General features: G+C 67.8%; 30 protein-coding genes. 8 read left to right on the top strand and 22 right to left on the bottom strand.

All coding sequences use genetic code 11. From position 1 onward, the window contains the following. Nucleotides 1–3 precede the first annotated feature (3 nt). From ACZ7IB_RS21775 to ACZ7IB_RS21800, 6 genes are all read left to right on the top strand, one after another. Nucleotides 4–126 (top strand): hypothetical protein, encoded by a 123-nt coding sequence (locus tag ACZ7IB_RS21775; RefSeq protein ID WP_470914695.1) that lies wholly within the window; start codon nt 4–6, stop codon nt 124–126. A gap of 9 nt (nt 127–135) precedes the next feature. After that, a complete protein-coding gene (locus ACZ7IB_RS21780; RefSeq protein WP_470914697.1) occupies nt 136–309 on the top strand; it encodes a hypothetical protein in 174 nt (57 codons plus the stop codon). A 618-nt stretch (nt 310–927) separates the two neighbouring features. Beyond that, nucleotides 928–1506: a hypothetical protein gene (locus tag ACZ7IB_RS21785; protein WP_470914700.1), complete on the top strand. Its 579-nt coding sequence runs from the start codon at nt 928–930 to the stop codon at nt 1504–1506. A 613-nt stretch (nt 1507–2119) separates the two neighbouring features. Beyond that, a complete protein-coding gene (locus ACZ7IB_RS21790) occupies nt 2120–2482 on the top strand; it encodes a hypothetical protein (protein WP_470914704.1) in 363 nt (120 codons plus the stop codon). Between the two features lie 268 nt (nt 2483–2750). Next, nucleotides 2751–2960, top strand: a complete 210-nt coding sequence (locus tag ACZ7IB_RS21795; RefSeq protein WP_470914706.1) for a hypothetical protein — start codon at nt 2751–2753, stop codon at nt 2958–2960. A 700-nt stretch (nt 2961–3660) separates the two neighbouring features. After that, a complete protein-coding gene (locus tag ACZ7IB_RS21800) occupies nt 3661–3897 on the top strand; it encodes a helix-turn-helix transcriptional regulator (RefSeq protein WP_470914708.1) in 237 nt (78 codons plus the stop codon). A gap of 288 nt (nt 3898–4185) precedes the next feature. Here ACZ7IB_RS21800 and ACZ7IB_RS21805 read toward each other — a convergent pair whose 3' ends face one another. From ACZ7IB_RS21805 to ACZ7IB_RS21830, 6 genes are all read right to left on the bottom strand, one after another. Beyond that, nucleotides 4186–4998 (bottom strand): exonuclease/endonuclease/phosphatase family protein, encoded by an 813-nt coding sequence (locus ACZ7IB_RS21805; RefSeq protein WP_470914710.1) that lies wholly within the window; start codon nt 4996–4998, stop codon nt 4186–4188. 163 nt (nt 4999–5161) lie between these two features. Next, nucleotides 5162–5329 (bottom strand): hypothetical protein, encoded by a 168-nt coding sequence (locus ACZ7IB_RS21810; RefSeq protein ID WP_470914713.1) that lies wholly within the window; start codon nt 5327–5329, stop codon nt 5162–5164. Nucleotides 5330–5668: 339 nt separating this feature from the next. Beyond that, the gene (locus ACZ7IB_RS21815; RefSeq protein ID WP_470914715.1) at nt 5669–6121 is read right to left on the bottom strand and encodes a hypothetical protein; all 453 of its coding nucleotides are present in this window, start codon (nt 6119–6121) and stop codon (nt 5669–5671) included. Nucleotides 6122–6208: 87 nt separating this feature from the next. Next, a complete protein-coding gene (locus ACZ7IB_RS21820; protein WP_470914718.1) occupies nt 6209–7051 on the bottom strand; it encodes a helix-turn-helix domain-containing protein in 843 nt (280 codons plus the stop codon). Beyond that, the gene (locus ACZ7IB_RS21825; protein ID WP_470914721.1) at nt 7048–7584 is read right to left on the bottom strand and encodes a DUF6879 family protein; all 537 of its coding nucleotides are present in this window, start codon (nt 7582–7584) and stop codon (nt 7048–7050) included. Before ACZ7IB_RS21825 ends, ACZ7IB_RS21820 begins: the two co-directional genes overlap by 4 nt. A gap of 1 nt (nt 7585) precedes the next feature. Next, a complete protein-coding gene (locus ACZ7IB_RS21830) occupies nt 7586–7789 on the bottom strand; it encodes a hypothetical protein (protein ID WP_470914722.1) in 204 nt (67 codons plus the stop codon). Nucleotides 7790–7993: 204 nt separating this feature from the next. Between ACZ7IB_RS21830 and ACZ7IB_RS21835 the strand changes: the two genes are divergently transcribed. Further along, complete coding sequence (locus ACZ7IB_RS21835; RefSeq protein ID WP_470914723.1) at nt 7994–8194, top strand: hypothetical protein; 201 nt, start codon at nt 7994–7996, stop codon at nt 8192–8194. Between the two features lie 410 nt (nt 8195–8604). Here the strand turns inward: ACZ7IB_RS21835 and ACZ7IB_RS21840 are convergent, their stop codons facing one another. From ACZ7IB_RS21840 to ACZ7IB_RS21890, 11 genes are all read right to left on the bottom strand, one after another. Beyond that, entirely contained in the window at nt 8605–8862 is a 258-nt protein-coding gene (locus ACZ7IB_RS21840; protein WP_470914724.1) for a hypothetical protein, read from the bottom strand. Continuing rightward, nucleotides 8859–9089 (bottom strand): holin, encoded by a 231-nt coding sequence (locus tag ACZ7IB_RS21845; RefSeq protein ID WP_470914725.1) that lies wholly within the window; start codon nt 9087–9089, stop codon nt 8859–8861. The genes ACZ7IB_RS21840 and ACZ7IB_RS21845 overlap by 4 nt, the downstream gene beginning before the upstream one ends. 13 nt (nt 9090–9102) lie before the next feature. Then, nucleotides 9103–9966, bottom strand: a complete 864-nt coding sequence (locus ACZ7IB_RS21850; protein ID WP_470914726.1) for a peptidoglycan-binding protein — start codon at nt 9964–9966, stop codon at nt 9103–9105. Next, on the bottom strand, nt 9966–10265 hold the full coding sequence (locus ACZ7IB_RS21855; RefSeq protein ID WP_470914728.1) for a hypothetical protein: 300 nt from the start codon (nt 10263–10265) through the stop codon (nt 9966–9968). Before ACZ7IB_RS21855 ends, ACZ7IB_RS21850 begins: the two co-directional genes overlap by 1 nt. An 11-nt stretch (nt 10266–10276) precedes the next feature. Next, nucleotides 10277–10555 carry a hypothetical protein gene (locus tag ACZ7IB_RS21860; RefSeq protein ID WP_470914729.1) on the bottom strand — a complete coding sequence of 93 codons (279 nt, stop codon included), beginning with the start codon at nt 10553–10555 and terminating at the stop codon, nt 10277–10279. Nucleotides 10556–11195: 640 nt separating this feature from the next. Continuing rightward, nucleotides 11196–11924: a glycine-rich domain-containing protein gene (locus ACZ7IB_RS21865; RefSeq protein WP_470914731.1), complete on the bottom strand. Its 729-nt coding sequence runs from the start codon at nt 11922–11924 to the stop codon at nt 11196–11198. A gap of 48 nt (nt 11925–11972) precedes the next feature. Beyond that, the gene (locus ACZ7IB_RS21870) at nt 11973–12455 is read right to left on the bottom strand and encodes a hypothetical protein (RefSeq protein ID WP_470914733.1); all 483 of its coding nucleotides are present in this window, start codon (nt 12453–12455) and stop codon (nt 11973–11975) included. Between the two features lie 4 nt (nt 12456–12459). Next, complete coding sequence (locus ACZ7IB_RS21875) at nt 12460–13464, bottom strand: hypothetical protein (RefSeq protein ID WP_470914736.1); 1005 nt, start codon at nt 13462–13464, stop codon at nt 12460–12462. Between the two features lie 60 nt (nt 13465–13524). Then, the gene (locus tag ACZ7IB_RS21880) at nt 13525–14961 is read right to left on the bottom strand and encodes a hypothetical protein (protein ID WP_470914739.1); all 1437 of its coding nucleotides are present in this window, start codon (nt 14959–14961) and stop codon (nt 13525–13527) included. Continuing rightward, complete coding sequence (locus ACZ7IB_RS21885; RefSeq protein ID WP_470914741.1) at nt 14961–18164, bottom strand: hypothetical protein; 3204 nt, start codon at nt 18162–18164, stop codon at nt 14961–14963. Before ACZ7IB_RS21885 ends, ACZ7IB_RS21880 begins: the two co-directional genes overlap by 1 nt. Before the next feature lie 284 nt (nt 18165–18448). Beyond that, on the bottom strand, nt 18449–18946 hold the full coding sequence (locus tag ACZ7IB_RS21890; RefSeq protein ID WP_470914743.1) for a hypothetical protein: 498 nt from the start codon (nt 18944–18946) through the stop codon (nt 18449–18451). Between the two features lie 716 nt (nt 18947–19662). Between ACZ7IB_RS21890 and ACZ7IB_RS21895 the strand changes: the two genes are divergently transcribed. Next, nucleotides 19663–21837, top strand: coding sequence for an NACHT domain-containing protein (locus ACZ7IB_RS21895; protein ID WP_470914746.1), 2175 nt, complete (start codon nt 19663–19665; stop codon nt 21835–21837). Between the two features lie 75 nt (nt 21838–21912). Here the strand turns inward: ACZ7IB_RS21895 and ACZ7IB_RS21900 are convergent, their stop codons facing one another. The 5 genes from ACZ7IB_RS21900 to ACZ7IB_RS21920 all read right to left on the bottom strand — a co-directional run bounded on the left by ACZ7IB_RS21900 (nt 21913) and on the right by ACZ7IB_RS21920 (nt 24971). Then, nucleotides 21913–22287: a hypothetical protein gene (locus ACZ7IB_RS21900; protein WP_470914748.1), complete on the bottom strand. Its 375-nt coding sequence runs from the start codon at nt 22285–22287 to the stop codon at nt 21913–21915. Further along, a complete protein-coding gene (locus ACZ7IB_RS21905; RefSeq protein WP_470914751.1) occupies nt 22284–22871 on the bottom strand; it encodes a hypothetical protein in 588 nt (195 codons plus the stop codon). Before ACZ7IB_RS21905 ends, ACZ7IB_RS21900 begins: the two co-directional genes overlap by 4 nt. Then, the gene (locus ACZ7IB_RS21910) at nt 22862–23605 is read right to left on the bottom strand and encodes a hypothetical protein (RefSeq protein ID WP_470914753.1); all 744 of its coding nucleotides are present in this window, start codon (nt 23603–23605) and stop codon (nt 22862–22864) included. Before ACZ7IB_RS21910 ends, ACZ7IB_RS21905 begins: the two co-directional genes overlap by 10 nt. Before the next feature lie 62 nt (nt 23606–23667). Next, nucleotides 23668–24384, bottom strand: a complete 717-nt coding sequence (locus ACZ7IB_RS21915; protein WP_470914755.1) for a hypothetical protein — start codon at nt 24382–24384, stop codon at nt 23668–23670. Between the two features lie 2 nt (nt 24385–24386). Continuing rightward, nucleotides 24387–24971 carry a hypothetical protein gene (locus tag ACZ7IB_RS21920; RefSeq protein WP_470914758.1) on the bottom strand — a complete coding sequence of 195 codons (585 nt, stop codon included), beginning with the start codon at nt 24969–24971 and terminating at the stop codon, nt 24387–24389. Nucleotides 24972–25812 lie beyond the last annotated feature (841 nt).

Genomic DNA, 25812 nt, shown 5'->3' on the forward strand with positions numbered 1-25812 from the left:
GGCGTGGTCTTCCTCGACGGGCCGGACGGGTACGAGTCGCACCCTCCGAAGCAGGGCAACCCGCAGGCCTACCCCTGGCATCTCGCCCTCGACGCGGTCGGCGCGGTTGTCAGTCCCACCTCGTAGCCTTCTCTCATGTCGATCACCCCTTCGCCTGCCACCCCTGTGCGCTCCCCCGCCGCGGTGAACGCGGACATCCGCGCGCTGTGGGCGGCCGGCGCGCTGTCGCCGGAGGGTGAGGCGGAGTATCAGCGGCTGCTGGTGGAGTGGGAAGCCGCAGTCCAGGCTGACGTCGTCACAGCGGCCTGACCTGCGCGGCTCCGAGGGCTAACGCACGTGCGCCCCACCCGGGCGCTGTTCCGGGCGGGGCGGTCTCGTAGCTGCGCCCAGCCATAGGCGCGAATGTGATGAGTCCACGGTTCCGGGCCGGTATGACAACCGGAGCGGCCCGCGGTGACGGCGGGCCACGGCCAGTGTGGCAGGAGACGGGCGCGCAAGGTGGTCTCCACAGGAACTTGAATCCGATCAGCCGGCCTGCTGACGCGTAGCGCCTTGCTTGCGGTGCTGCGCACCGCAGTTGGCGAGCGGATTGGGGGCCTGTGAACTCGCGCTATCCCACACATGACTCCGGTCCTGGACCTCTGGCTGGCCAGTTCCACATACACCGAAGGCGCGGGGCGGGCTCCATTCGCCACTTCCGCCGTGTCCGCACGCGGCCGACAAGGGGATACACCTGCTCGCACCTTTGTCCTGAAAGGACTGTTGGTGCAGTACGCGCGCTATCAGTGCAATTCATCTGAAGGTGTGCTTTGCATGTATCGCCCGGGCGCGTCGTCGCTGCCGCCGACACCATCCGAAGTGTCGGGCCCGCCTGCTCACCAGCGCGGGAACCGGCTCAGCGCGGATCCACCGAAGAGAGGACCAGTGATGGCGAACGAGTTGCGTTACGGCGACCGGCTGCACCTGCAGAACCTCTATCAGGGCGACGGGGGCTACCTCGACACCAACGGCACTTCAAGCGCGCCAGGGGCCAAGCTGGCGGTTTCCACAGCCCCCACCGCCACGCGCGCGCCGGGCACCGGTACCTGGGAGATCGTCTCCGGTTCCTGCCAGGCCGCCGGCTCCCCGGTGAAGAGCGGCGACATCATCTACCTGCGCAATCTCTGGGACGGTAACGGCGGCTACCTGGACGTCAACGGCGCATCCAGCGCCGGCCAGCAGAGCTCCGGCGGCATCTACGACGTCACCACCGCCTGGGGCAAGGACCGCGACGAGAACAGCAGCCGCTGGCAGATCTTCGACACCACCTCCGCGCCCCTGGACGGCCTCGTCCGCTTCAACGACACCGTCCAGCTGTGGAGCACCTACCACAACAGGGGCGGTTTCCTGGACACCAACGACGTCAGCACCGCGACCGGCGCCCGGTACGACGTGGACACCAGCGCCTACTCCAACCGCGCCAACGCCGACGTCGCCTTCTGGAAGGTCCTGCGACCGCAACCCTGACCTCCACTCCCCAGCCGGCCTCACCCCGGCGGCGAACGACACGAAGCCCTGACGGCCCACACGAGCCGTCAGGGCTTCTTCGCGTTCGAGCTGGCGGCTCCTCATTCCTCCCGCCAAGCGGAACGAGTCATCAGCCGGCCTCGACCGCTCAGTCACTCCATCGGATTTCTGCGGGAAGCCCTGCGGTCCGGGGCAGCAAGCAGCCCCGCCGACGGGGGACGCGGCGGGGCCGAGACCAGTGCTTGGCCTTCTTGGCAGGTGCCTTCTTCGCGGCCGTCTTCTTGCGGGGCTTCATCCCGTGGACCGTGGCGCGCTCGCCCTCGCCGCGGGATTCCTCGGCCTTCTGCACCGAGGCGTTCGGAGCGGCCTCGAGGCCGATGACACCGCCTGGCGCCCCCTCCCCCTCCTCGGCCGGCTCGGACAGGGCCCTGCCCTCAGCCTTCGCAGCGATGAGCGCCTCCGGCGCGTCGCGGTGTGGTCGCGCTGGCTATTGATGTCGCCAGGCGTGCTCCACGTCCGCTCAAACCGGGGGTTTGACCCCGGTAAGTGACAAAGAGAACTTTCACGTGAATACCGTGTGGTGTGTCGTGCCCCTGCTGAGCAAGGAGTACCTGTGGCTAACAGTTTTCAACTCGGTGAGATCCCGCACGGCTTCGCGTTCACCGAGACCGGCGGTCTCATCCACTACAAGCACACCATCATCCTGACCGTGCCGCCGCCCAACGCCGGCCCGTGGGGCGACTCGTGGCTCAGCTTCGGCTGCGCCTGGGCGGACACCAAGCTCGGCGTGAGCATCTACACCGGCAGCAGCTGGGGCGGCGTCACACCCCGAACCGTCCCGGACAACGGCAACCGCCTCGGCGAGCGCCTCCCCGCCGGAACCCAGAAGGTCGTCATCGGCCGCATGAAGAAGGACGGCGGGGACTCGGCGGACGACGTACCGATCAGCTGGCTCCTCGAATGTCTCGGGACCTGACACGCCCCGCCGATGCCCCGCCTCAGGCCCTCCCCGGGCTGGGCCGGGGCATCGACCTGTCCGCTGACAGCGGCCGTCCCGCAGCCGGTTCAGCGTCGACTGCCACCGGGTGCGAGCAGGCTGGCGTCCTGGTCCTGGCGGTAGTGTCGCCGCTTACGGCTGGTGACAACGTCCCTACCAGCACGTCCGGATGTGCCCGCCGTCACCCCGGGCACGCGCCCACCCCGCCCAGCGGGCACCAGCCGCCGAGCGGGCGCACCTTGAAGACATGAGTGCCCCGATAGTCGTCCACGGTCTGTCCCGCTCCGGCGGGCGGAGCGTCACCATCAACGGGCGGATTGCCGGGCTCGCCCACGATGACCGCGACCTCGTCGAATTCCTGAGGCGGGCCGGACTCGACGACGCCTGGGATCTCCTCGACGACCCGCACTGGATTGAATGGCGCGGCCGGCGGGCGCACCGGTACGAAGCGGCATGACGAAAGCCCCCGCGGTTTTACGGGATTCGAGCCTTTCACCTGTGTGGATATCGCTTCCACATCAGGCGTCCTTTTCCCTGTTGAGGTAGTTGTGGCATCCGCGACCGAACGGGCTCGACATGTAGATATGCGCAGGTAGATGGCTACACATCGCTGCCTCACCGTGGGATCCACAGAGGCGCGATGACCTCAAAATCCACATAGCATCCACAACACCGCTTGGCGGCTGAGTAGCTCGAAGGAATGAGGGGCGCCAGGCCCGTTCCGGTTACACGGTTTCGAACCTAAGATCATGACCACCGGGGAGGGGGAGCGCAGCTCCGCGCAATCCCTGATGCACCCCCACGCGTAGACCGGTGGGGTAGATGGTCGACAGGGTTTCAGCCCCGTCGGTGGAGCCTCAACCCAGCCGGGAACGCCCCCGCCGTGAGAATCGGCGGGGGCGTTCTGCTGTCGAGAGTAGACCGCCCCGACCCCCGCAGGGGGCCGAGGCGGGACGCCTTGACCAAGTCATGGCGTCAGGCGACCAAGGCGCGGATGCACTACGCGCTCCGACCGCCCGTCGCGCCAATGCGCGACGCTGCGCGGCGCAAAGGTTCCGCGCCGATGAATGCCAGCGAGACCGGCTAGCTCGCCGAGATCACAGAAAGCATGCCTGCATAGGCTGACTCATGATCGTTCGCAGTTGAGCGTTTGTCGAGTGCCTCGCGAACCTGAACCCGACTGGATCCTTGAGCAGCGACGGACCATCGGCGATCGAGTCCGTGCGCATCGCATCCACGCCAACCTCACACAGGAGAGACTGCGCGACCTGTCGGGCGTAGAGCGGCTAACCATCCAGCGGATTGAGTCCGGCGCCACAGACGCACGCATCGGATGGCTGCTCCGCATCGCTAGGGCGATGGACATACACATCCGTGATCTCATCGACGAGTAATGCCCCGGAAACCGGGTGACTGGTCGCCGGGGCAGTGGTTTGCCCGGGTCCTGGAGAAGCCCGGCAACCCGCCCGCGCCCCGGTCGCCACAGCGAACGGGCGGGAGTCTCGTACCTGTGTCCCGTCAGATCGGGCGGTGTATGGCAGCGAACACAACCGCCACGTAGACGAGCACGAGCACGACCGCTGCGGTGATGAGCGGTCGACGGTGCGCCGAATCGGATCTGGCTCCAGATCGGCGCGGCGAAGGATCACGCTCCGGTGAGCTCGGCGGGTGGGCATCCGGCCTCACGTGACCGCGCCGGCAGCATGGGCCGGGACAGTGACCGGCAGCGGCGCCACCGGCCGCAGAGCCAGATTCAGCGACAGCGCGGAGTGATTCGTGAGCCGGGGTTCACTGGTCCGTGGCTCGTGCACGTACGAGCAGCCGTAGACCGAGGTCACGAGGTCGAGCGAGACATGGGCGTGCTCGTAGCGGTAGCCGTCGCCGGTGGGCCCCACCCACGAGTGATCGATGGCATACGGGTGCATCATCCGGAACGCGTCCCGGTAGCCGACGCCCCCGAGCCACCCATAGAAGTCGTACTCAAACTGGTGAAAGCACCGGTATCGCGGGATGTGGTCGGGCTCGATGATGTTGAAGTCCCCGATCACCGCCCGGTGGCCACTGGCGCCCACGGGAACGCCGGCGCGGCAGCCCTCCAGGAACGTCCGCTTACGGGTCGTCCTCCTCACGGTGGCGTCACGTGAGGGCACGTACAGGCCGGTGACATCGACCGGCCCCTCGTCGGTCTGGACAGTCACCGACACGGCACGGTGCGGCAGATACGCAACCGATGCCAACCCGGGCCCAAGGGCGACGCGGCTGACAATCATCACCCCGCACTCTCCCCGCGGCGGGCGGGGGAACACAACCTGGTACCCAGCCGCACTGAACCGGGACTCCAGCAGGTCACATCCGGCGCTGTCGGCCGTCTCAGTCAGGACGAGGACCGACTCCGGCCGGGCCGCGAGGTACTCCAGCTGCCGCTCAGCCCGCTCCCTCGACGGGTTGGTCAAGTTGAACGTCAGCAAGTCCAGCGTGCCGGTATGCCTGGTCACGAGCGTTTCCTCATCCACAATTCTCTGATCGCCTGAACGACGGCGTGGGCCGTCCGTCCAGGCCAGGGCGGAAGTTGTCCCGCCCGCACCCCGACCACCGCCGGCCTCGGGTACGGGCGTGCCCCGCCCGCAGCTGGTCGGCGCGATCAGCTGCGAGCGGGAGTCATTTGGCCGGCCAGGACCTGCCCGGCTGGTCCCACGAGGAGCGTACGTACGGCGTGAAGTGGTCCCGCGTTTCCTCGTGATTGGGCTCCAGCGTGCAGCGCGCGCCTGTCTCGGGGTCCATGTCCCAGCAGCAGTGCGTGATGATGCCGCTCGACTCGGTCTTCATCGGCGGGCCTCCCGCCATGCCCGTGTGAGCCGGACCGCTGTGGGGCAGGACGCCTTCACGCGGCACGACGCACATGCGTAGGTATGGCCGATGAGGGCGAGGTAGGCCTCATTCCCGCGCATGGATCGGCTGGCTGGCGTCACTGACACATCGGCTCCTTCGGGCAGGTACGGCAGCGTCGGGGAAAGATGAAGACGGACGACCCCGGTCCCTCGGGACGGGCACCGAGGTCCACAGCGGTCGTGGCAGTCAGCTCGACGGCGCACCACACACAGGAGGCGCCACGGCGCTGGGATGCCGACATTGACTCGACGGGCGGTAACTCCGCCAGAGGCGCGGTCAACAGAACGCCTCCGCCGGTAACCGCAGGCTGCAGCCAGGCCCGAACGCGGCCCCCAGCGCGGCCGGGTCCGTGAGGTCACGGGAGCCGTCGGGTTTCTCCAGCCACCCCCGGCCGTCGATGTACCGCTCGGCCGGCGGACACCGCAGCATCCACCCCTTGGGCTGGACAGTGAGCCGTCCGAGATCGGTCAGCACGTCCTCAGCCCCACAGGGCACGAGCCACCAGGCAAGGTCGGCTGACGGATAGACGAGCACAGGGCCGAGACGGTCCGGCCCTATGCGCTGCATCGCGGCGACAGACCGCATGAGGTCGGCTTCAACCGCCAGCCAGAGCCGACCTGAAGGAAGCTGGGCCAGCTGATCCTGCGCCCATACCCGATGAATTCCCACCGGGTCCGGGGCGGAAAGAGCCAGCCACTCCGAGCCCGGATTGCGTGTCCGTGGGGCCATGACCAGCACCGTAGGGACGCTGGTATCGAGTTCGCCTGTCGATTGCGCGGGATTGCGCGCGTGGGTCGTCGGATTGAATCCGGTTGCTTACGTGAGGTCCAGCGAGGCCCTCGCTCGGGCGATCAGCCGGCGCGCCTGCGGTCCGTGAACCGCCGCTTCGGCGAGCCAGTCCCATGCCCGTTCGTACAGGGCGATGTTCTCCTCGTCGTCGAGCCACATCTCCGCATTGATCGTCTCGACAATGACGAGCCGCTGGTCGTAGATCCAGAAACCGTGGGTCGGCGCCCGCCGCAACTGGGCACCGAACGGGATGACACCGATCTCTACGGTGTCGAGGCCAATCAGCCCTGCGAGCCGCTCAAGCTGTGCAGCCATGACCTCGCGCGGGCAAGTAAGGACGTGGAGGGCGCCCTCCCAGACGATGAACCGGAACAGACGTCCCCGCTCGTACAGGGCATCCTGACGGCGGATGCGGGCCCGTACGGCTTCCTCGACGTCCCGAGGGGTCTGCCGGAATTCCGAGTTCGCCTGGAAGGCGTGCCGGGCGTAGTCCGCAGTCTGGAACAGACCAGGAATGCGGGAGACTTCCACCCCACGAATCATCTGAGTCGCCGCAGTCTCCGCAACGGCCAGTTCCTGCCTAGCCCGATGCCCGCCAGCCAACTGCCGACGCCACGAACGGTACTGGGTCTCCAGACCGGCCAGGCGGCCCTTCAGCTCCTCGGACATGTCGGGACGGCCCACCGCTTGCGACCACGCCATGAGATCGGCGGCCGAAGGAGTCTGCTTCCCGTTCTCCAGCCGCGACACCTTCGAACGCTGCCAGCCAAGCACTTCGGCCACGCCCTTGCCGTCGAGTCCGGCCTCGGCACGCAGCTCGCGTAGCCGTGCGCCGAGGGCGACCCGGGCGGATTGAAAGTCGGTGCTCACACGCTGGAACGTACCGCCCTGGCGAAGTCGGCGGTACGGATTGCATGATGCCAAGCGGCGTCCCGGGCCTGGCACGCTGCCACGACGTCGACCGGGTCGTCCGTGAGGACCACGCCGAGGGTGATGTCGTCTTCATCGAACACGAAGCGCATCACAGTGCGGGAGTCGAACAGCCAGAAATCGAAGTCCGGCAGGCCAAGCTGAACGGCATCCGTTCGGTACAGGTTGCGGATGTCCTCACCGGCCGCCACGTTCCTGGGGGCTCGCGCAAGCAGGAACTGCTGCCCCTGAGTGGGCGGATCGTCGACCAGGCGCACCCGCTCGAACCGCGCGCCGGCCGCTGTCTTCGCTGCCACGTTCCGGCGCCAGGCGTCCGGCGGGTCCTGGCTGACATCCTCACCGCTCCGCCAGCGGCCCCAGTTCGGCCCGTTCCTGTCAGAGGCATAGCCCTGGCGGGTTTCCAGGCGCCAGGCAGTGTGTTCGAAGCCCTTGAAGAGGTACGTGGCTTCCTTGAACGGAATCAGGTCCGGCACGTCACTCCTTGGGGGCGAAGCGGGTCAGCAGCTCCCGAGGGATCACTACGAACGTCTCCGACGGCTTCACGTCGCGGAGCTGCTCCAGGTGCTCGGGGTCGGTGAGCCTGTCGCCCTGGACCACGAAGTCGCCAGTCTCCTCGACCTCGTAAAGAGTGGGGCAATCGCCGTCGTCGCTGGTGGTGCCGATGAACTTGAGCGTCATGTCGCCTTCCATCTGCGCTGGGTGGACGACCAGGATGCGACGGATAGCCGGCGCTCGTGTGGTGATTGCAGCAGATTGCAGATCTTGGTCCTGGCCGCCTCATTGCGCGCAACGTGAGTGGCGCCACCTCGGCGAGAGCGCCCGTCCAGGTCCGGCCGCGTGGTGGGGCAGAGCGATCAGGATCAGCCAGTACTATCCGGACACGTGGCAATCGAACTGAACGACGAACTGATCGAGCTAGAGCGCAAGGCGTGGGTTGAGCAGCAGGAAAACCGGCTAACGGTCGAAACGGCCGCCGCCGTACAGACGGCGATCACCACCCACGCCGAGGCGACCGGGCAGAGCCGGTACGAGGTCGAGCGAGAGCTGAAGCGGATCGTCCGGCACGCGGACGAAGATGGCTGACCAACTGTCCGGACACCATGTCCGGACACAACACGGACACCCCAGACAACGGCACGGACATACTGTCCGCCCCCGCCACAGACACCAGCCCTGATCAGCGCGGACACTGCCCTGACAGCGTGTCCGGGCACACGCCAGACATGGGGGCGCCCCGCCCAGGTTTCCACCGCTGGACGGGGCGCGCGCAGGTCCGCACTGACGAGGCCCCGCCGATACGGGGGAGGTCGGCGGGGCATCTGCTCCCAGCATGGCAGGGAAGGTGTGATCGGGGCAGGTTTCGGTGTAATGCGGCATGAACAACTCCAGCACCCCGGTGCAGAGCCCCAGGACGCCAGATAGCAGAAAGCCCGCCCCGGAGCCATGGGGCGGGCCTTCCGTCAGGGTGCCGTCGGCGCGACGCCGACAGCAGATCACCGGAAGAGCGCGACGAGACCGGTTGCCGCCCCGGCAACGCCGGTCACCGCAGCGATCGCCGGCAGCGGCCAGCGGCCACGCTCCAACGCGGCAACCCGGACCTGCAGCGCGTCGATGTCCGACTCAGTCGCCTCCGTCCGCTGAAGCGCCAGGTCGAGGCGGCCATTCAACTCGGCGAACCCCGTACGGATCTCCCCCCGCATCTCGGCCAGTTCGACGGCGACCCGGTCGCCACCCGACGATGACGGAGTCATGCGCGGGTCCGCACGGTCTCCGTGAGCCCCGGCCCGTCACCCCTCCCAGACGTGGCGATCGCGGTGAGGACGGCGAGGAGAGCGGCGCTGCCGGCGAGCGAGAGGCCCTGGCCCCAGTCGACGTCGAGGACACCCACGGTGTCGAGGCCGAGCGACGCGACCAGCGTCTGAGCGGCGGTACGAACAGTGCGCTCAGCGGTGGCGAGCCAGAAAGCGGAAGTGAACATCGTCAGATGCCTTTCAGGAGAACAGCAGGAACCAGGTGAGGGGGCCGGGGTAGCCGTCGGCGTCGCCGCTCAGCTGCTTGTGGGCGCGCTGGAAGTCGGCGACGTTGAGGCGGTCGGCCTCGCCCCAGGACTTCGACGGCCCGACCCGGTAGTGCTTGCCGAAGCCGCGGCGCACCAGCTGCTGACCGAGCAGCAGGACCGACGCGTTGACTTTGCCAGGGCCGAACGCGCCACGGCCGGGGAACGCGGGCCGGGGCACGGGCTTCGGCGAGGTCGGCTTCGGCTTGCTCCCGAGACGGTCACTGATGCCGTCACGCATCCCGTCCATGTCGAAGCCCCGGGGGTCGACCTTGCCCGGCTGCCACTCCTTGTGGCCAATCACCGAGCGGGAGCTCCAGCCGTGGTGACGGCAGATCGCCGCACTGACTTTCTCGATCGCTTCGAGCTGGGCGGCAGGCCAAGGGTCCTTGCCGTCGCCGAGGTTCTCGCACTCGAAGCCGTAGAAGTGCCGGTTCCCGTCGGTGTTCGCCTCATTGTCCGACGGCAGGCGCTTTTCGGCGATGACCGCCTGGAGCACGTCGCCGTCACCGAGGCCGGCATGGTTCGTGCGGCCGTAGCCGATCAGGTGGACCCGGCCGTCCTTCGCGATCATGCCGTGGCACAGCGGTCCGGGCAGGTCCGCATACCCGTGGCGCACGATCCCGACCGTCGTCGCAGTGCCCTTGGTCACGGTGTGATGGATCATCACCCCGTTCACCGGACCCCACGCCCCCTTCGAGTTCCGGTTGTGGGTACGCCAGTTGCCGACCTCGACAACGTCCAGGCCCTCACCGCGGAGAGCCCGGAGGAACTGGTCGGCGCTCATGGGTATGGACATCAGCTCTCCTCCAGCGGAACCTGGTACCCGGACATGCGGGCGGCGGTCTCCGCAGGGATACCGGCCGCGATCAGCGCCTCGTAGTCCAGGCGGGCACGCTCCTGCGCAGCCGCTTCGGCCTGGGCGAGTGCTTCGGTATTCGCGGCCTCTACCGCGGCCACGCCCTCGTTGTACTCGACTTCGGTGATTTCGACAGCGTCGGCAGGGACTGCACCTGTTCCGTCTTCTCCCTCTTCGCTCTCCAAAGTCAATTTGGAGTATGAGCCGTCGGGGTACTTGTAATAGTGAACTGATTCCATGTCTCCTGCTCCTACAGTACGAAGAGAAAGGACCGAATGGCCCACTGAATGCGGGTGTACTGCGCGCCCCCGAACCCGCGCCCCATCTCGACCTTCATCGCCTCAGAAACAGTCGTGTTCGCCGCGACGTTCACCCGCCACGTCTTGGTGACCTGGGCGTGCGTACTCACTACCGCCGAGCTTCCCCCATTCCCGAGGAAGACCATTGTGTCGCCGTTGAATCCGTATCCGCCCCCGGAGTTCGGAGGGAGCTGAAGGTCAACGTCAACCTCGGCAGTGACGATCGCCATGCCCGGACGACAATGGGGATTCACAATGTCCAGTGCACGACTCAGCACGGTTGCGTCATTCGCTGGAACTGCTCTCGCCGGGTTGATTTGGTTATCGGACGCGGACTTGTACACAGTCCGCCCCCGAGGCTCCGACCGGACTTTTCCTGTGCTGTCGCAGTAGACCAAACCGGCGTCAGTGTCCAGATCGCATGAATAGGGCCACGGCGAAACCGCAACCGCTACGGGACTACCAGTCGACCCGTCGCCCGTCAGCCCGCACGCCGTGGCTACGGTGCCGCCAGTACCCCCGACGACAACAAGCCCGTCGGGGCCGCACTTCAGCAAGTTGGCGGGGCTAGGGTCCAGGCGCGGCGACGCCTTGAGCGGGGCCGCGGTGGTGCCCCCGCCGCTCAGGGCGATGCAGCCGCTGTCAGCGACGACAAGTGGGACCGGCTTCGCCGAGACCACGACGGGATTGGATGGGCTACCGGCGCCATCGACCTGGATGCCGTCGCCCGCGACAATCACGCAGCTGCATCGGTCTGTGCCACACCCGCATCGAGCCACTGGACCACTCCAAACTCAGAGACGGCCCGGCCCAAAACCAGCAGCACCACAAGCGTAACCGCACCCCGAAAACCCCTGAGGTAGCGGAGCATCAGCCAAACAATTCCACGATCACGATGCCGGTTCCGCCAGCCCCGCCGTCGTATCGCTTGCCGTCCGACGAGAAGGCACCGCCCGCACCACCGCCGCGCCCCCTGCCCGCCGTACCGCTTCCGCTCGTCGCTCTCCCGTACCCACCGAAGCCCAGCCACGAGTCACCGCCGCGCCCAGACATTCCCCGCGTCCCCATGCGAAACGCCCCTTCACCAGCACCACCGCCACTGCTGATCTGCCCGCTCGCGCCATTCGGCCCAGAGACCCCGCCGGACGTCGTATTCGAGGTACCACTGGCCATGCCATCCGTGCCGGCGGTACCGCCGATCGCGGTCACCGTGCCACCGAAACTCGAAGCACCGCCTGCGGAGCCCGGATTGTTGCCGCCGCCACCGGCACCGCCCTCACCGACGACGACGGACTCCACATCTGCAAGAGCCCCGACCTCGATCAACGACTCCGCGTAGCCGCCCCCGGACGCGCCGGGCCTTGCGATCAGCTGCTTCGCCGCCGCCTCAGCACCAGCCGACCCGCCGCCGCCAGCCTGGACCTTGACCCGCACACGGGCCAACCACGGGTAATCCGCCTTTCGGAACTTGTACGTCCCAGGCGTGTTGAACTGCACGGTCTTGCGGAGGCCCATCGTGCCCGGATTCAGGCACAGTTCACCGGTCTCATCCACATTGAAGTACTCGCCGCACGCGCAAACACTCGAGATCGGACTCACCCCAAAAAGCGAAGTAAGCCCGGCCCAAAACCAGCGACTGCATCAAGCCTAGCCCTCGCTCGTCTCACCACCAGGCACCCCGGCACGCGCGGTTGCCGTGAGGTGGACATCAACGCCAGCAGCGGGGACAGCGGGCAGTAGCCCAAGGCCGAGGACGGGCCGAGTACGCCACACCCGCACCCCGACGGACATCTCTGTGACCTCTTCCACGGTGACGGTGAGCGGCCCACGCTCGCCATGCCCAGGGTCGACCGCAACAGCACCGACGACAGGGGGCACTGGCAACGAGGTGTCGAACGTCCAGGTGGCGCGCCCGTGCCGGTCGGTGACGGCGACCGTCGCGGCCGGGACTGGACCAGGTGGGCCCGGATCCCCCTGGGGGCCTCGCTCGCCGGTCTCGCCCTTCGGGCCGGGCTCGGGGCTGGACTTGGGCTGATGCTCGATGCTCCGGGTACGCCGGTCGAGGTCCCGCAGGACGCCGGCGAGCGGATTGTCCGGGGTGCGCCTCGGCGCGGAGCCGCGGAGTACCACGTCGTCACACCCCTGCCGGGGTGAGCTGCAACGACACTGTCTCGCCGCTGGCGTCTTCTTTCACCTTCACCGTGGCGATCTTGAGGCTCTGGGAGATGGTGCGGCAGGTCTGGGTGGTGGTGACGTCCACACACCAGCCGGGCACGAGGGCCGCTACGTCCACACCCGCCTCCGGGGCCAGGGTGGCTTCCTGGGAGTCGATAAACACCGGGGCCGGAGACGAGGCGGCGAGGCGGGATCGGGCTGCCGCCTCCGCCGAGATGTCGTCCAGGATCGATGTTTCCTCCGCGACGCGTTCGATCAGCCCGTAGTAGGGGTGGATGCCGCCCGCTACGCCCTTCACCCCGTCCTTCCCGTGGATCACCCACCGGGTCGCGAGCGCCAGGCCGTCCTCGGCGACGACGAGCTCGCTCGCGAAGTCCTCGTCCGTCAGCGATCCGACGCGGGCGTAGTGATCCTCGGGGAGGATGATGATCTGTGACCCGAGCGCGGTGAAGTCAATGCCGGTCGCGGCCAGGTCCCGCAGATGGTCACCGGTCTGCCCCACATCGGCCTGGTAGGAGCGGTCACCGCGGATACGGGACGGGCCGATGATCTCCACACTGTGGCCCGGGTCGTCCGGCTCGAACGCATCATGGACGAGCCACTCCGCGATCTCAGTCAACTCGTGAGCCACGAACCGCTGGTCGGTGTGCGGGGTACGCCGGTCGACCCATCCCAGGAAATCGACAGCACTGATCTCGACCCCGTCGGCCGTCCACTCCGGCGCAGTGATCGGCCCCTCCCACACAGGTGCGGTGTCCCGGTAGATCGCGAGCTTGTGGCGCCAAGAACGGACGCGGGACAGGCTGGTGCAGCAGTCCGCATCCGGGGCGATGAGGACGCGGGCCGTCGAGATGTCGTCCAGCGTCCGGGACCATTCGACTTCCAGCAGGACATCGGCCGTGGAGACCACGGCTCCGTCCCGGTCGATGATCTGCGCCGTATGCGACGAGCAGCCAGCTGCCACAGCAACCCCCAGGGTGGTGGTGGTGCCCGGCCCAGAACCAGCAGCGTTGCGAGTTTACGGTCAGTACTCCCGGCCGCTCAGGGACACCTTTACCGTCGCGTCGTCGGCCGGGGGAACGATGGCGTCAGCGGACACCTCGACGCAGTATCGGTCGCACGTCAGCAGCGGGAAGGCGAGTGGTCCGCCGTTGCGTCCGTACGCGTCCGTGGTGCCCTCGCACCGGCCCAAGCACTCCACAGTCGCGCGGCCGACCTGCCCGTCCAACGTCATCGTCCCGCCCGCCGCCACGAAAGCGATCTCGTACGTGCTGTGCGGGTTGCAGCGCTCCAGCTCTACCACCTCGTCACACGACAGGGCCGCGTGCTCCGCCGTCCGCTCATACAAGGTGATCGTGACGCGCCGCAGGTCTCTGCTCCCCGCACTGACCTCAATGATCGGCACGGCACCGAACCACCGCGGCCAGGCACTCAGGTCGAGTTCGTACGTCTCGGTATTGACGGCCAGGGCGTGCCGGAAACACGTCTCCGGCGGCGGCAGCACCGGCGGCGTCGGCGTCCTGCAGGACGGATTGCCGCACAGGTCTTCCGGGTCCGGGCACGCTGCCAGGCGGCACGTCGCGTCACACGGATCAGGTACGGGCTCCAGTGCCGGCCACGCCACCTCACACGCCGCGTCGGTGAGTTCGGCCGTCACCGCGCCCGGGGTCGCACAGGCTGTGTCGCCTGGTTCGATGCATACAGGGTCTGGCGGTCCTTCCGGGCCGCGGTGGATGCACCAGGTGATGCACTCGGTCCCGTCATCGGTCGGGACCGGGGCGTCGAGCACGGGCACGGGGTCGGTCCACAGCCACGGCGTGCCGGCGGTCAGGACGAACTCGACCGTCAAGATGTCCGCGCCGCTCTGACACGCGCCGCTGCCCGTGCACCCGTTGCCGTTGCGGTCGATGACGCGCGGCCCGTCGGTCAGGGCGACGCGGCGCAGAGTCCGCCGGTGCCGCTCCGTGAACTCGGCCGGGTCTTCGTCCTCGGGCGGGCAGCAGTTGTACACGGTGAGGCAGTCCCCGCCACACCCGTCCGTACATCCGGCCAGGGCCTGGGCCAGCCACCGCAGCCCGTACGCGACACCGCAGCACGTAGCACCCAGGAGCACCCCAGTGACGGTGATGGTGCGCGGCTGCACGCGAGGTTTCCCGATCGCGGCCCCGCCGGTGACCGACCTGGTGACCGTCCGCGTGACCGGGTGGTCGTCCATCCCGTCGGCGCTCAGGACGAGCAAGCCGACGAAGTCTCCGGACTCGGGCACGTCCTCGTCCCACCACGGCGCCTCGTCCTCCCACGGCGTGGTGTACGGCTCATCCCCGACGTGCTCGGCGTCGAAGGTCGGGCACCCGCAGGACCCGACGCTGTCGAGCGGAGACCCGACGCTCGCAAGATACGCCTGCAGGCGCGCCGAGTTGAAGAGCTCGATGCCCCCCAGGTTCATGTAGTCGGTGAACATCACACCACCCCCGCGGCGAGCGTCATCCGGTTGAGCACGCGCCTGGCAGTCATGTGGGCATCCCCCGCCTCGTGGATCGTCCAGTGATTCGTGATAGTCGCCCCCGGCCGGGCCGCGCTCCCCTGTGGCGCACTGGTCGCGGCGAGGAAGTCCGCGAGGCCGGACTGCTCTGCCAGCTGCCGGGCACGCGCCGGCCGGGTGAGCGGGATGACGACCTCGGGCCCGGCCTCACCGATCAGCGCAGGAGTGGGGCCGGTGACGATTCCACCGTTGGCAAAGGGCAACAATCCCCTGACCGAGCTGGGCAGACCGCCCTTGATTTTCCCCATGATCTTCGACCCGATGTCGCCGATCGCCGCGACGATCTTTCCGCCGAGGCCGGAGAACATCCCGACGATGCTGGAGATCAGCGAACTGACCGCGGACCGTGCCGACCCGAGCGCGCTACGGAACGCCCCGGCGATCTTCGAGCCCAGCGATGACAGTGCCGAGCCGATGCGCCCCGGCAAGCCGGCGAAGAACGTCACGACGGACGTACCCAGGGATCGGGCCGCGGACAGGGCTGAGGTCCCGGCACTTCGGAACATCGCGAGGACGCGGCCAGGCAGCGCCGCCAGCGCCGCGCCGATACGGCCAGGCAGCGCCATAAAGTACGCCACAGCGGACACGGCAAATCCGCTGATGGCACTGGTCGCCGCATTGAACGCCGACACGAACACGCTCAGGAGCGACGCGCCCAGCGAGGTGAGCGCTGACGCGATCTTCCCTGGCAGCTCGGTGAAGACGAACACGACCGAGGCCACGGCGGTAAGCAGCGCAATTCCCAGCGCAGCCATCGCCGACGTGAACAATTCGACGAGGAGACCGGGGAGCGCAGAAAGCGCAGTCATAATCATTCCTGGCAAGCCGGTGAAGAAACCGATCACGGCGGTAAGGCCGGTCTGAACTCCGGTCGTAATGCTCTGCCACAGCACGACGAAAAATCCGGAAAGCGTCGATCCGAGGGACGACAAGGCGCCGACGATTTGCGACGGCAGATTGACGATGAAATTGACCACCGAGGTAAGGGCGCCGGAAAGGCCAGTCAGCGCGGACACGACGAGCGAAACGATTGGAACGACGGTTTTGATAATCAGCCACGATGCGAATCCGGCCGCGATTTCGAGGATCGGCGCGGCAATGCTGATCAGGAGCGACACGATCGGAGTCAAGGAGGCGACCAATTCGGCAATTGGCGGCAAAAGCGGAACGAGTGCAGCAACTAGGGCATTAAAGGCGTTAACGATCGGCGGCAAAATCGGCAGGAGCGCGACCAGGACCTGACTGACGAGCGGCACCAAAGCCGCAACGAGTGTCGTGGCCGCAGTACCGACCGACGTCAGGAGCGGGGCTAGCCCCTGGGCCGCACCCCCAAGCCCTCCGCTCCCCCCAAGTGCAGCTGCAACCTGTGTGACTGCAAAAATCAGAGGGGTAAGCGCAGATAGGAGCCCGGACACGATTTCGACGACGGGGCCAAGCAGCGGGATAACGACCTGGACGGCGGAACTAAGAACGGCACTGAACAGGCCCGCAAGTTGAACGACCGCCGGACCCAAGCTCTCGACAAGCATCGACACCAACGGGGCTGCCGCGGCCACGAGTTGAGTAAATGCAGGCACAACCGAACCAGTAAGAATGGGTAGAATTGCGGAAAATGCACTCCCCAAGGCGCTACCAATCTGGGCGGCGGCGGGCCCAAGCGCGGCGAAGAGTCCTTGAAAAGCGCTGGTCAAGCCAGGGATGAGCGGCATCAAGGTACTGGAAATCGCGCTGACCACGGGCCCGATCGCAGCCGCCGCAGTCGACAACGCACCGGACAGAACAACCGAAAAGAGTTGGGCGAGCTGGGTGATCAACGGCAGAAGCGGCTGAATCAGAGACCGGGCAGTAGTCAGTACCTGGGTCAGCCCACCGAGCGAACCACCGCCTCCGGCCGACAGGGCGCCGAAGACGTCCCCGAGGATGCCGCCGACCTGGGCGACCACTCCACCCAACTGCTGGAACACCTGGAGGGCGCCCTGTACCCATGCGACGGCCTGCCCGCCCTGCGCCGCCTGCTGGAGGAAACCCCCGAGCCGTGCCCCCAAGGAGGCGATCGCGTTGCCGGTCTGGGCCCCGAACGCCTTGGACACCGCGCCGGCAACCTGGGTGAGTCCGGAGACCACCGGGCCGATCGCAGCAGACAGCCCACTGGTGGCCTGGGTGGTCCCCTGAAGGATGCCTTGGATCGACTTGATACCGGTGGCGCTCTGGAGGAAGTTCCCGACCCGCTGCGCGGCCAGGCCGAAGTTCCCCGCAACAGCGGCCAGTCCGGACTTGAGAGGCCCGCTCAAGGCCTGCGCGACACCGGTGATCTGCCCCTTCAGCGGGGCGAAGAACGCGTCCTGGACGGTCGACTTCAGTGAGTCGAACCCGGGCTTCAGCGCTCGGACTTCACGGGCGGCGGCTTGGGCCGCGGGCGACAGGCCCTCAAGCGCTTTCGTGAACTTCTCGGCGTCGTCACCCAGGGCTGCACCGAAGGCATCGCTCACCCCCGACAGGGCCAGCTTCAGAGCCGAAGTCGCGACGACCACGCCACCGATCACTGCTGGCAGCGCAGCGACGATCCCGACCGCCGGCGCGAGCGAGGCAACGAACGAGGAGATCCCGGCAGCCGCGGCCAACGCCGCACCACCGATCGCCCCGAACTGCAACGCACTGGCCAGGACAGACCCCGCGCCGCTCGCGAGGGACGACAGCCCCCGCATTGCCCGCGTGAACCCGTTGACATCCGGGTTGACGGGGACGTTCAGCGTGGGCATGTTGTGCGCCCGCAGCCGCGCGTCGAACGTCGACAGGTCAGGGACGGCCGGTATGGACAGTTCCTCGCCCGCGAGCGCCGCGCGCAGCCGCTCCACGAACCCCGTCAGGTCCGGTGCCACCGGCAGATTGATGGAGTCCAGCGACCGGAGACCGGCCAGGAGCTGGGCATCGAACCGGCGCAGGTCCGGCGTGACAGTGATCTGGACCGCACGCAGTTGCCGTTCCAGGTCACGCCCAACCCCGCGCATCCCGCGGTCGATCGCACCCCTGATCCGTACACCGAGCGCGCGCGCCTCAGCAGCAACACCGGAATCATCCAGGGTGATCCGGATCCGGGCCGAGCCGTCGACGTCGTCAGCCATCGAGCAACCTCACGAGACCTCGTGGTGGTTGCTCGGCCCAGAACCAGCAGCAATGCAAGCCTATCCGCGACCGCCGCTCAGCCTCGCGTCCTCCGCCTCCAGCTGCGCCGTCAACGCCGACGCCTGCGCCCGCGTCATTCCCACCCCGGCCCCGGCCGGCCTTTCAGCGGGCCGTCGTCGAGCACCCGGCGGCGGCGCGTACAGCCTGGCCCGGTTCCGCTGCCGCTCCGCGTCGTCGGCCGCGGCCTGGTCCATCGCGGCCTCGGCGGCGTTCAGTAGGCGTGTCAGCGTCCACGCGTGGGGGTCGACCCCTTGGAGCGCGAGTTGCCCGTCGAACGAGTCCCACGAGGCGGCGACGCTGTGGCAGAGCCGTTGGACGACGTAGGAGGGCGCTGGCCACCGTTGCCCCCGTAGATCTCCAAGACCCACTCCAGCAGCGCGACGACCACCCGGTGGGGCAGCCTCATCGTGTCGAACTGGGCGGCCGACTCCGGCAGCATCAGACCGGCCAGGAACGTCTGGACAGCGTCTGTCGTCGTGCGCAGTTGAGTAGGCGTCATGCCAGCCGCGTTGTTCGGGTCGACGCCGAGCTCGGTGTAGGTGTCCTGCAACGCCTCGTAGGCGTCCAGGAACTCGTCGCCCATCACTTCGGGCTGGAACTCCAGCTCGATGTCATCACCGATCTCGGCGACGTGAGGCTCGGTCCGGAGGGCAAAGGACTTCCTGGCCATGTCGGGCTCCCATACGTCGTGCAGCGCCCGGCCCAAAACCAGCAGCAGCACCAGAGTATCCGCGCCCGCACTCCGCCGGTCGGCTGCTCACCGGGCCTCTCAGTGGTCGGTTCGTGAAGTGATGTCCGTTTCGGTATGAGGGTTGCGCCAGGGGTACTGGTCGTGGCGGTGGCTATTGCTTCCTGGCGAAGCTGCCGGTGGCGGCTTCGGTGTGGACGCTGAGTTTGACCAGGCGTTTCAGCTTGGCTCGGGTGCCCTCGACGTTCTTGGGCAGGAGTTCGTGGCCGAGGGCCTGGCAGACGCCCTTGGCCCGCTGTGGTCCGGTGGCCTCGTTGAAAACGGTGAGGATGCGGGCGTAGTCCGGATGCTCGGGCAGTTCCGGTGGGGAGGCGGGGATCCGGTCGGCGAGGCCGGTGACGGTCTTGCGGTGATCGCGAGGTGTTCGAGGTGTGTCTCGGCCTCCCGTAGCCGGTCCTGGAGGTCTTCAATCTGCGTGCGGAGGCCGTCGTCCTGGGCCCGGGCGGCCTCTTCCTGGATGTCCAGTGCCTGAAGGAGCGGCTGGATGTTCACGCTGCTGCCGCCGGTTCGCGCCAGGCGGGGGTGATTGCGCCGGTGGGGCGTCGGACACTCACGAACCACCCGCTCAGGGTTGAGCCTCCAACAGACCCGGACCGCTTCACTTCACTGATCCAGAGACTCGTGACTGTTCCCTGAGGCAGGATGTGCTCATGATGCGTCGGGGGCGTGCCGGGGCATTCTCGGCAGTGATGTTCAGCGTTGCGGTGGGCTTGGCCGGTCTGTGGTGGACGGTGGACGCGCTGCCGAAGGCGAAGGAGGGCTCCGACCCGGCGGGGGTGCTGGCCCTCTTGCCCAGCCTGGCGGGTGTGGTTCTCGGGGGATGGGGAGCGTGGGCGGGAGTCCGGGCCCTGCAGGACCAGCGCACGGCCCCGGTGATCGCGGAGAAGCTCGCCAGACTGGTGGCGCGGGCGGAGGGCGCGCAGTACCGGCAGTTGCTGGGCAGTGGGCTGGCAGCGCCGGACGGGCGGATCGACCTCACTTTCACGGTCATGGCCACCGGGATGAGCGGTTCGCGCGCCGACGGAACGTTGGAGGGGATCGCCGACTACTACCGGGGCCTGCGGCCTGGGCGGATGGTCATCACCGGTACACCGTCCGGCGGCCGGGACGGGCGGACCGGCGGTGACGCGGGAACAGGCAAAACCGTGCTCGCCCTGTCCCTGATCCTGGGCTTGGCCAAGGAACGTTCCCTGCAGGATCCGGTGCCGGTACGACTGGCCGCGGCATCCTGGCCCGGCAGCGACATGCGTGACTGGTTACGGACACACCTGACCGACGTCTACCGTCTTCCCCGCCGCGAAGCCGCCCGCCTAGTGGACGCAAATCTCGTACTACCGGTCATCGACGGCCTGGACGAAATGGACCCGGGCACGGCCCCCGGCTACACCTCACGCGCCGCCGCCCTCCTCCGCTGCATCAACCGGTTCGAGCACGGTGGCACACACTGCCCGGTCGTCGTGACCTGCCGGCACGCCCACTATCAGGCCCTGGTGGAAGCAGGGACGGAACCCCGGATCGTGGCACGCATTGCCGTGGCCCGCGTCGACGCCTCCAGCGCTCACAGCTACCTGTCGCAACGCGTCGCCGGTACGGAGCGGGGCCGGGCCCGCTGGCAGCCGGTCCTCTCCGCCCTGGACATGGTGGCGGCGGGTCCAGCCGGCACCGTCCCGCCGGAACCCACCCTGCTGGCCAAGACGCTGGACACGCCCTGGCGACTGACCCTGGCCGCCACCGTCTTCGAGGAGCGCACCGCCGACGGGCGATACCTGCGTGACCCCGCCGATCTCCTCGTGCTGGCTACCGGCGGGCATCTTTACGAGTACCTCCTGGACCACTACATCGGTGCCGCGGTGGCCGCACCCCACCGGGGGGCGGACGACACCTCCCGGCCGTCGGGCACCGACACCCGTCCGCGACTGGATGCCGACACCACCTGGCGCCGCCTGGCATTCCTCGCCCGCTACCTCAATGACAACAGCGGCCCTGGAGACGGCTCACCCCGCCGCGTCGCAAGGCGCACGCTGAGCAGCACCGACCTGGTCCTCCACGAACTATGGCCCCTGGGCGGGAAGCACCGGACACGGTGGACCGAACGCGTCCTGGCTGCGGCGGCGCCACTCCCGGTCGCGCTGGTGGCATGGGATGACGTCTTTAGTGCGATGACGATGTGGGCGTTCTTCCTCTGTTTCGCGGTGCTCTACCGCCCAGCATGGCCGAAGCCACGGCGGATCGACCTTGGCCGTCTTCGCACCCCTGCCGGCCGACGCGCTCTCACCCTGGGGTCCACGGTCGGTTTCGCGATCGTTCTCCTGATCATCGTCGGCACGAGCCAGGCGACGAGCGGGCCTTATGACCCATTCGTGCTCCAAGAAAGTCTCTTGTTCGGCCTAGCTTTCGGGCTCCCGATCGGGCTCTCGATCGGTCTCGCGCGCGGACTCATGATCAAGCCGGAGCAGGGGGCAGTCGTTCCGCGTCACCTCATCCGCATGGACCTCATTGCTGCAGTCGTGTTCGGACCCGTGACAGCGGTCGGGGCCATGCTCATGTACGGGCTCGTACTCCTGCTCGGAATCACTTACGGCCCCGACCCCGATTGGGAGCTTGAATTTTCGCAGCTGCCCCTCAGCGGCTTAATGTTCGGGCTCATGATATTTAGCATCCCTGTCGCAGGCGGCTCGGCAGCCCTGCGGTATTTCACGCTCCTCCTGCACACGCGCAGGAAGCTGCCGTGGCGGCTGGGACGCTTCCTGGACGCCTGCTACGAACTCGGCATCCTGCGCGTGTCTGGGACGGCATGGCAGTTCCGCCATCGTGAACTCCAGGACCATCTCGCCACCCGCCCCGCGCCACCACCACGCTCATGAAGGAGCGTTCCGACGCGGGACTGGCGTGGGTTCACCAGCAACCCAAAAACAGGCAAAGAATCACAAACCGCCCTCTCAGAGTGCCTCGCGGAGCGCCTTGCCCAAAAAGTCGTTCGCCTGTGTCCCCGGGTGCCGGACCACCTTCGCGAACACGGTCCGGCCGCCGACCTCGAACCGCAGGGCCTTGCCACGCGCCCGAATGAGGTGCGGGCGCGTTCCGTTGATCACCCAGGCGCTGGCGGGGTGCGTGCTCGTGATCACGGCGGCCATGCCGCGGCCGGTGCCCTGGACGCTGAGGGTGATCCCGCGTCCCATGCTTCCGGGTGCCAGCTGCTCGGCCCGTCGTACGACCGGTGCGGCCCGGCGACGCAGGATGCGTTCCCCGATCCCGCCCGGCCGGCGCAGCGCGCGTTCCAGCCGGGTCGCGTCGATACGGACTTCCACGCTCATGGTGAGACCTCCTCCGGGCACGGGGCGCACCCGGGCAGGGCGACGATGACGCGCTGCTCGATACCGACGCATCCGCCCTGCGGGCCGATGACCCGTTGCTGTCCCATCACGAAACGCCGGCCGCGGCGTCCGGCGGTATGCGGCAGGCAGCACATGAGGCTGTTGTAGACGGTGACAGCGTCGATGTGGGTCACCCGGGCCGCGGCCGACAGTTCCTCGCAGGTGGGCGGGCAGCCTTGTTCGTTGACCATCGGGGCGCACCGCAGGAGCGTGACGACGAGCTCCGCGGCCGTCGTAGGCGGCGGAGTGCATCCACGTACCCCACGCACCTCCTGGTCCTCGTCGGGGAACCGGGTCGAAGGGTAGATCCGGGCGACTGAAACGGACAACTGGCCCCCGGCCATGTTGCCGCTGCACGGGTCGACGCATTCGTCCCATGCCGGTGCCCCCGGCACGACGCAGGCCCGGCAATCGGGGCAGCCTGGCTGTTCGGGGATCGCGATGGCGGTCTCGTCGAGTGCGGCGCACACGCAGCCGAGGACGGCCTCAGTGAGGTCGTGGAGGGCGAAAGGGCTCAGGGCCATTGCTGCACCCTCGGGCGTCGGAAATCGACGCTGTAGACCCTTGAAGGCGACGCCTGGTGGTAGGGGTTGGTCATCGTGAGCCACAGATCGGCGAGCGGGAGGCCGGTTCGGCCTTCGGAGTAGATGAGCGTTGGGTCGGCTTTCTCCCACTGGACGCCCTGCCGCGTCATCTTGGTGATGTTCGGATTCGGCCGGCATCCGCACGAGCCGGTTCCGGTCCCGCAGCCCTTCATCAGGTGGCACGTCAGCTCGGAGACCGCTGCGATCGCCGCGGCGTCCAGAGGGAGGCCGGTCCTGTACGTGACGCAGAGAGTGCCGGGGGTGCCGCAGGGGGCGGCCATGTCCTGGCACGTCGGCCAGCACTCGCCGTCCGTACGGACCAGCATGTTCGGGGAGTCGACCCGGTACGCCTCCGGCACCAGGATGTTCTCGCCGTCCTGGACCGACACGATGTCGTACACCGGGCCGTCCAGGCGGATCTCGCACAGCTCACCGCATGAGCAGTCCGAGGTGCAGCCGCAGACGCTCGCGTTGCGCCACTGCCCATCCGCGCCAAGGTACGGAATCCACCCCCCGCTGCTCTGCACCCCGACCGGGAACGAGTAGGTGTCCAGGCACGCTTTGCGGCAGGGGCGGACGGTGACGGGGCAGGACGGCCCCCACCTGCGCCCGGACAGCGCCCACAGGATCTGGGAGGCGACGAGCGCCCAGCGCTGTACCTGGTCTTCGGGCATGTCCTCCGGGACGTCGCAGCACAGGTCGACCGGCCACGGCTCACAAACCGCTCCAATGGCCATCAGCGCCGCCCCCGCGCCTCGTACTGGCACGGCTCTGGGAACCGGCTACGGATGAACGCGCCGACCTGGCCGTGCGCGAAGGTCTCGGGCATGGTTGACAGGAACGACGCTTCCTTCGGGAAGCGGGGGCCGCGGGTGAGGATCTTCGGGTCGGTGATCTCCTCGCCGCCGAGCCCGTGCAGCGCCCCGTACAGGGTCCGCTTGTGCAGGACGTCCAGACGGGCACCAAGGTCCAGGGTCTCCAGCAAACCCGTCTTCGTCATCGTCATGGGTACGTGGAGCTCGTACGACAGCGGGTCCGGATGCCCGAGGCCGGCGAGGAGCGCCCGTGTCTCGCGCAGCCCGCGCAGGTACTTACCGTTGGCGCGCGAGGCGTAGTACGCCTCGACCCGGCCGACCAGGCCCCGGTGCAGGACCGGCATCCGGTCGACGGGCTGCATCGTGAAGAAGTCATCGTTCAGGTAAAGGACGTCCTCGGCGACTTCCGGGTGTTCGGCGGCGGCCCGCAGGTTCGCCGTCGAGTTCTGGTACTTCGTTCCGAACTGGGCGACGGGGATACGGCCGACATCGGGCCCGACCCATGTCGGGCAGTACCCGGCGATCCACACCCTGCGGTGCGGAAGGTTCGCCAGGGTGCGCAGCGAATACCGCAGCTGCTCGTTGTGGTTCCCCGGCCGCACCACGTAGACGATGTCCGGCTGCTCCCCGTCGCCCATGGTCAGGACACCTCGCAGAGTTCGCCCTCGACCGGCAGGTACCCGGTCGACGACTCCGGCGGCTCCACTGTCGTGATGAACGCACGACGGTGACAGGTCGGCCCGAGCGGGGTGAGCATCGGGCCCGGGGTGCCGGCCTTGTCCTGGCCCATCACGTCGTACGGGCCGGCGCCCCACCGTCCGCCGCTCCTGGTCGACCCGGTCAGGGTGAAGTTCACCGCCTCGTTGGCGAGTTCGAGGTCCCCGATGATCCCGTTGGAGACCCACGGCATCAGGAAGTACTGCCAGACCCCTTCACCGGTGTCCTCCTCCGGACATACGTCCTCGCCGAGGATGTCCGCCCACAGCTCCAGCGCGAACCCGGCACGGCAGGGGATCGAGCAGGAGTCGAACCCGATCGGCTTCCCGGCGTAGTCGTAGAAGACCGGCGACCCGGTCATGATCTCGATCAGCTCGGGCGACGCCTGGAAGAAGACGAGTTCGATGTCGTACCCGTTGAGGGTCGGGCAGCCCTTCTTGTAGCCGCACTGGCGGCCGTTCGCCGCCTTGAAAGTGATGTCCTCGCCATCCTCAATGTTCGCGTTCATCGCGAGGGAGGCGAAACAGTCGGTGACGTAGGCGTTGTCGGGGCCGCAGACAGGGCGTCCACAGCCGTCGACGCGGGTTACTCGGAAGGTACTCGCGTTAGCGAGAAGCGGGGCGGACACGGGGCCTCCAACAAGGGTTGGTCGGCCCGGCCCAGAACCAGCGGCTACACAGGAAGTCTAGCCGTGCAGGCAGGGCTGCGCGGGGGCACTCATGGCTGAGCGCCCCCGCCGATACAACGTCTGCGGCCTTTGCCGCTAACGGCTCGCTCGGGGCACTGCCGCCACCACGCCCATGAGCGACAGAGCTGCCGTCACCCACTCAGGGCTCACACCCGCGCAGGCGAGCACGACGACAACCACCAACACAATGATGACGATTTCGTACCCCCACTGAGCGCCGTGGGGAACAGGGATTGGCTGCGGTACGGTCACAGGGACCACCTTTCAGGTTCTGCCTGGGTGGATGCCCGCAGCGTGTTGGTTGGGAAGCCTCCGCTGCGGGCTTCTTGCTGCCTTCACCGTAGCTATCCGAAGCATGCGAAGCACGAACTCGATCGGGGCACAGCAGCACGGGGGGCGCAGCGCGCATCCCGGTGTCTGCCCGACAGGAAGCCGGTCCGCGCAGATCGCCGCGTACATGGCCGACTACCAGCGAATAGTCACCCCCCGCGACTCAGCGTCGCTCACAACCCCCGCGGCGGGCTGCGACGGCCATGGGATGACGATGGCCTCGCCCCCGGCTGGAGGCTCGCCCACTCATCAGCGGTGATCTCCTCGAAGCCGTACGGCACACCGCACACTTAGCGGGTGCGGGTTGCGCAAAAGTCCGTACCCGTTCTCC

The organism is Streptomyces sp. NPDC037301 (assembly GCF_055602785.1).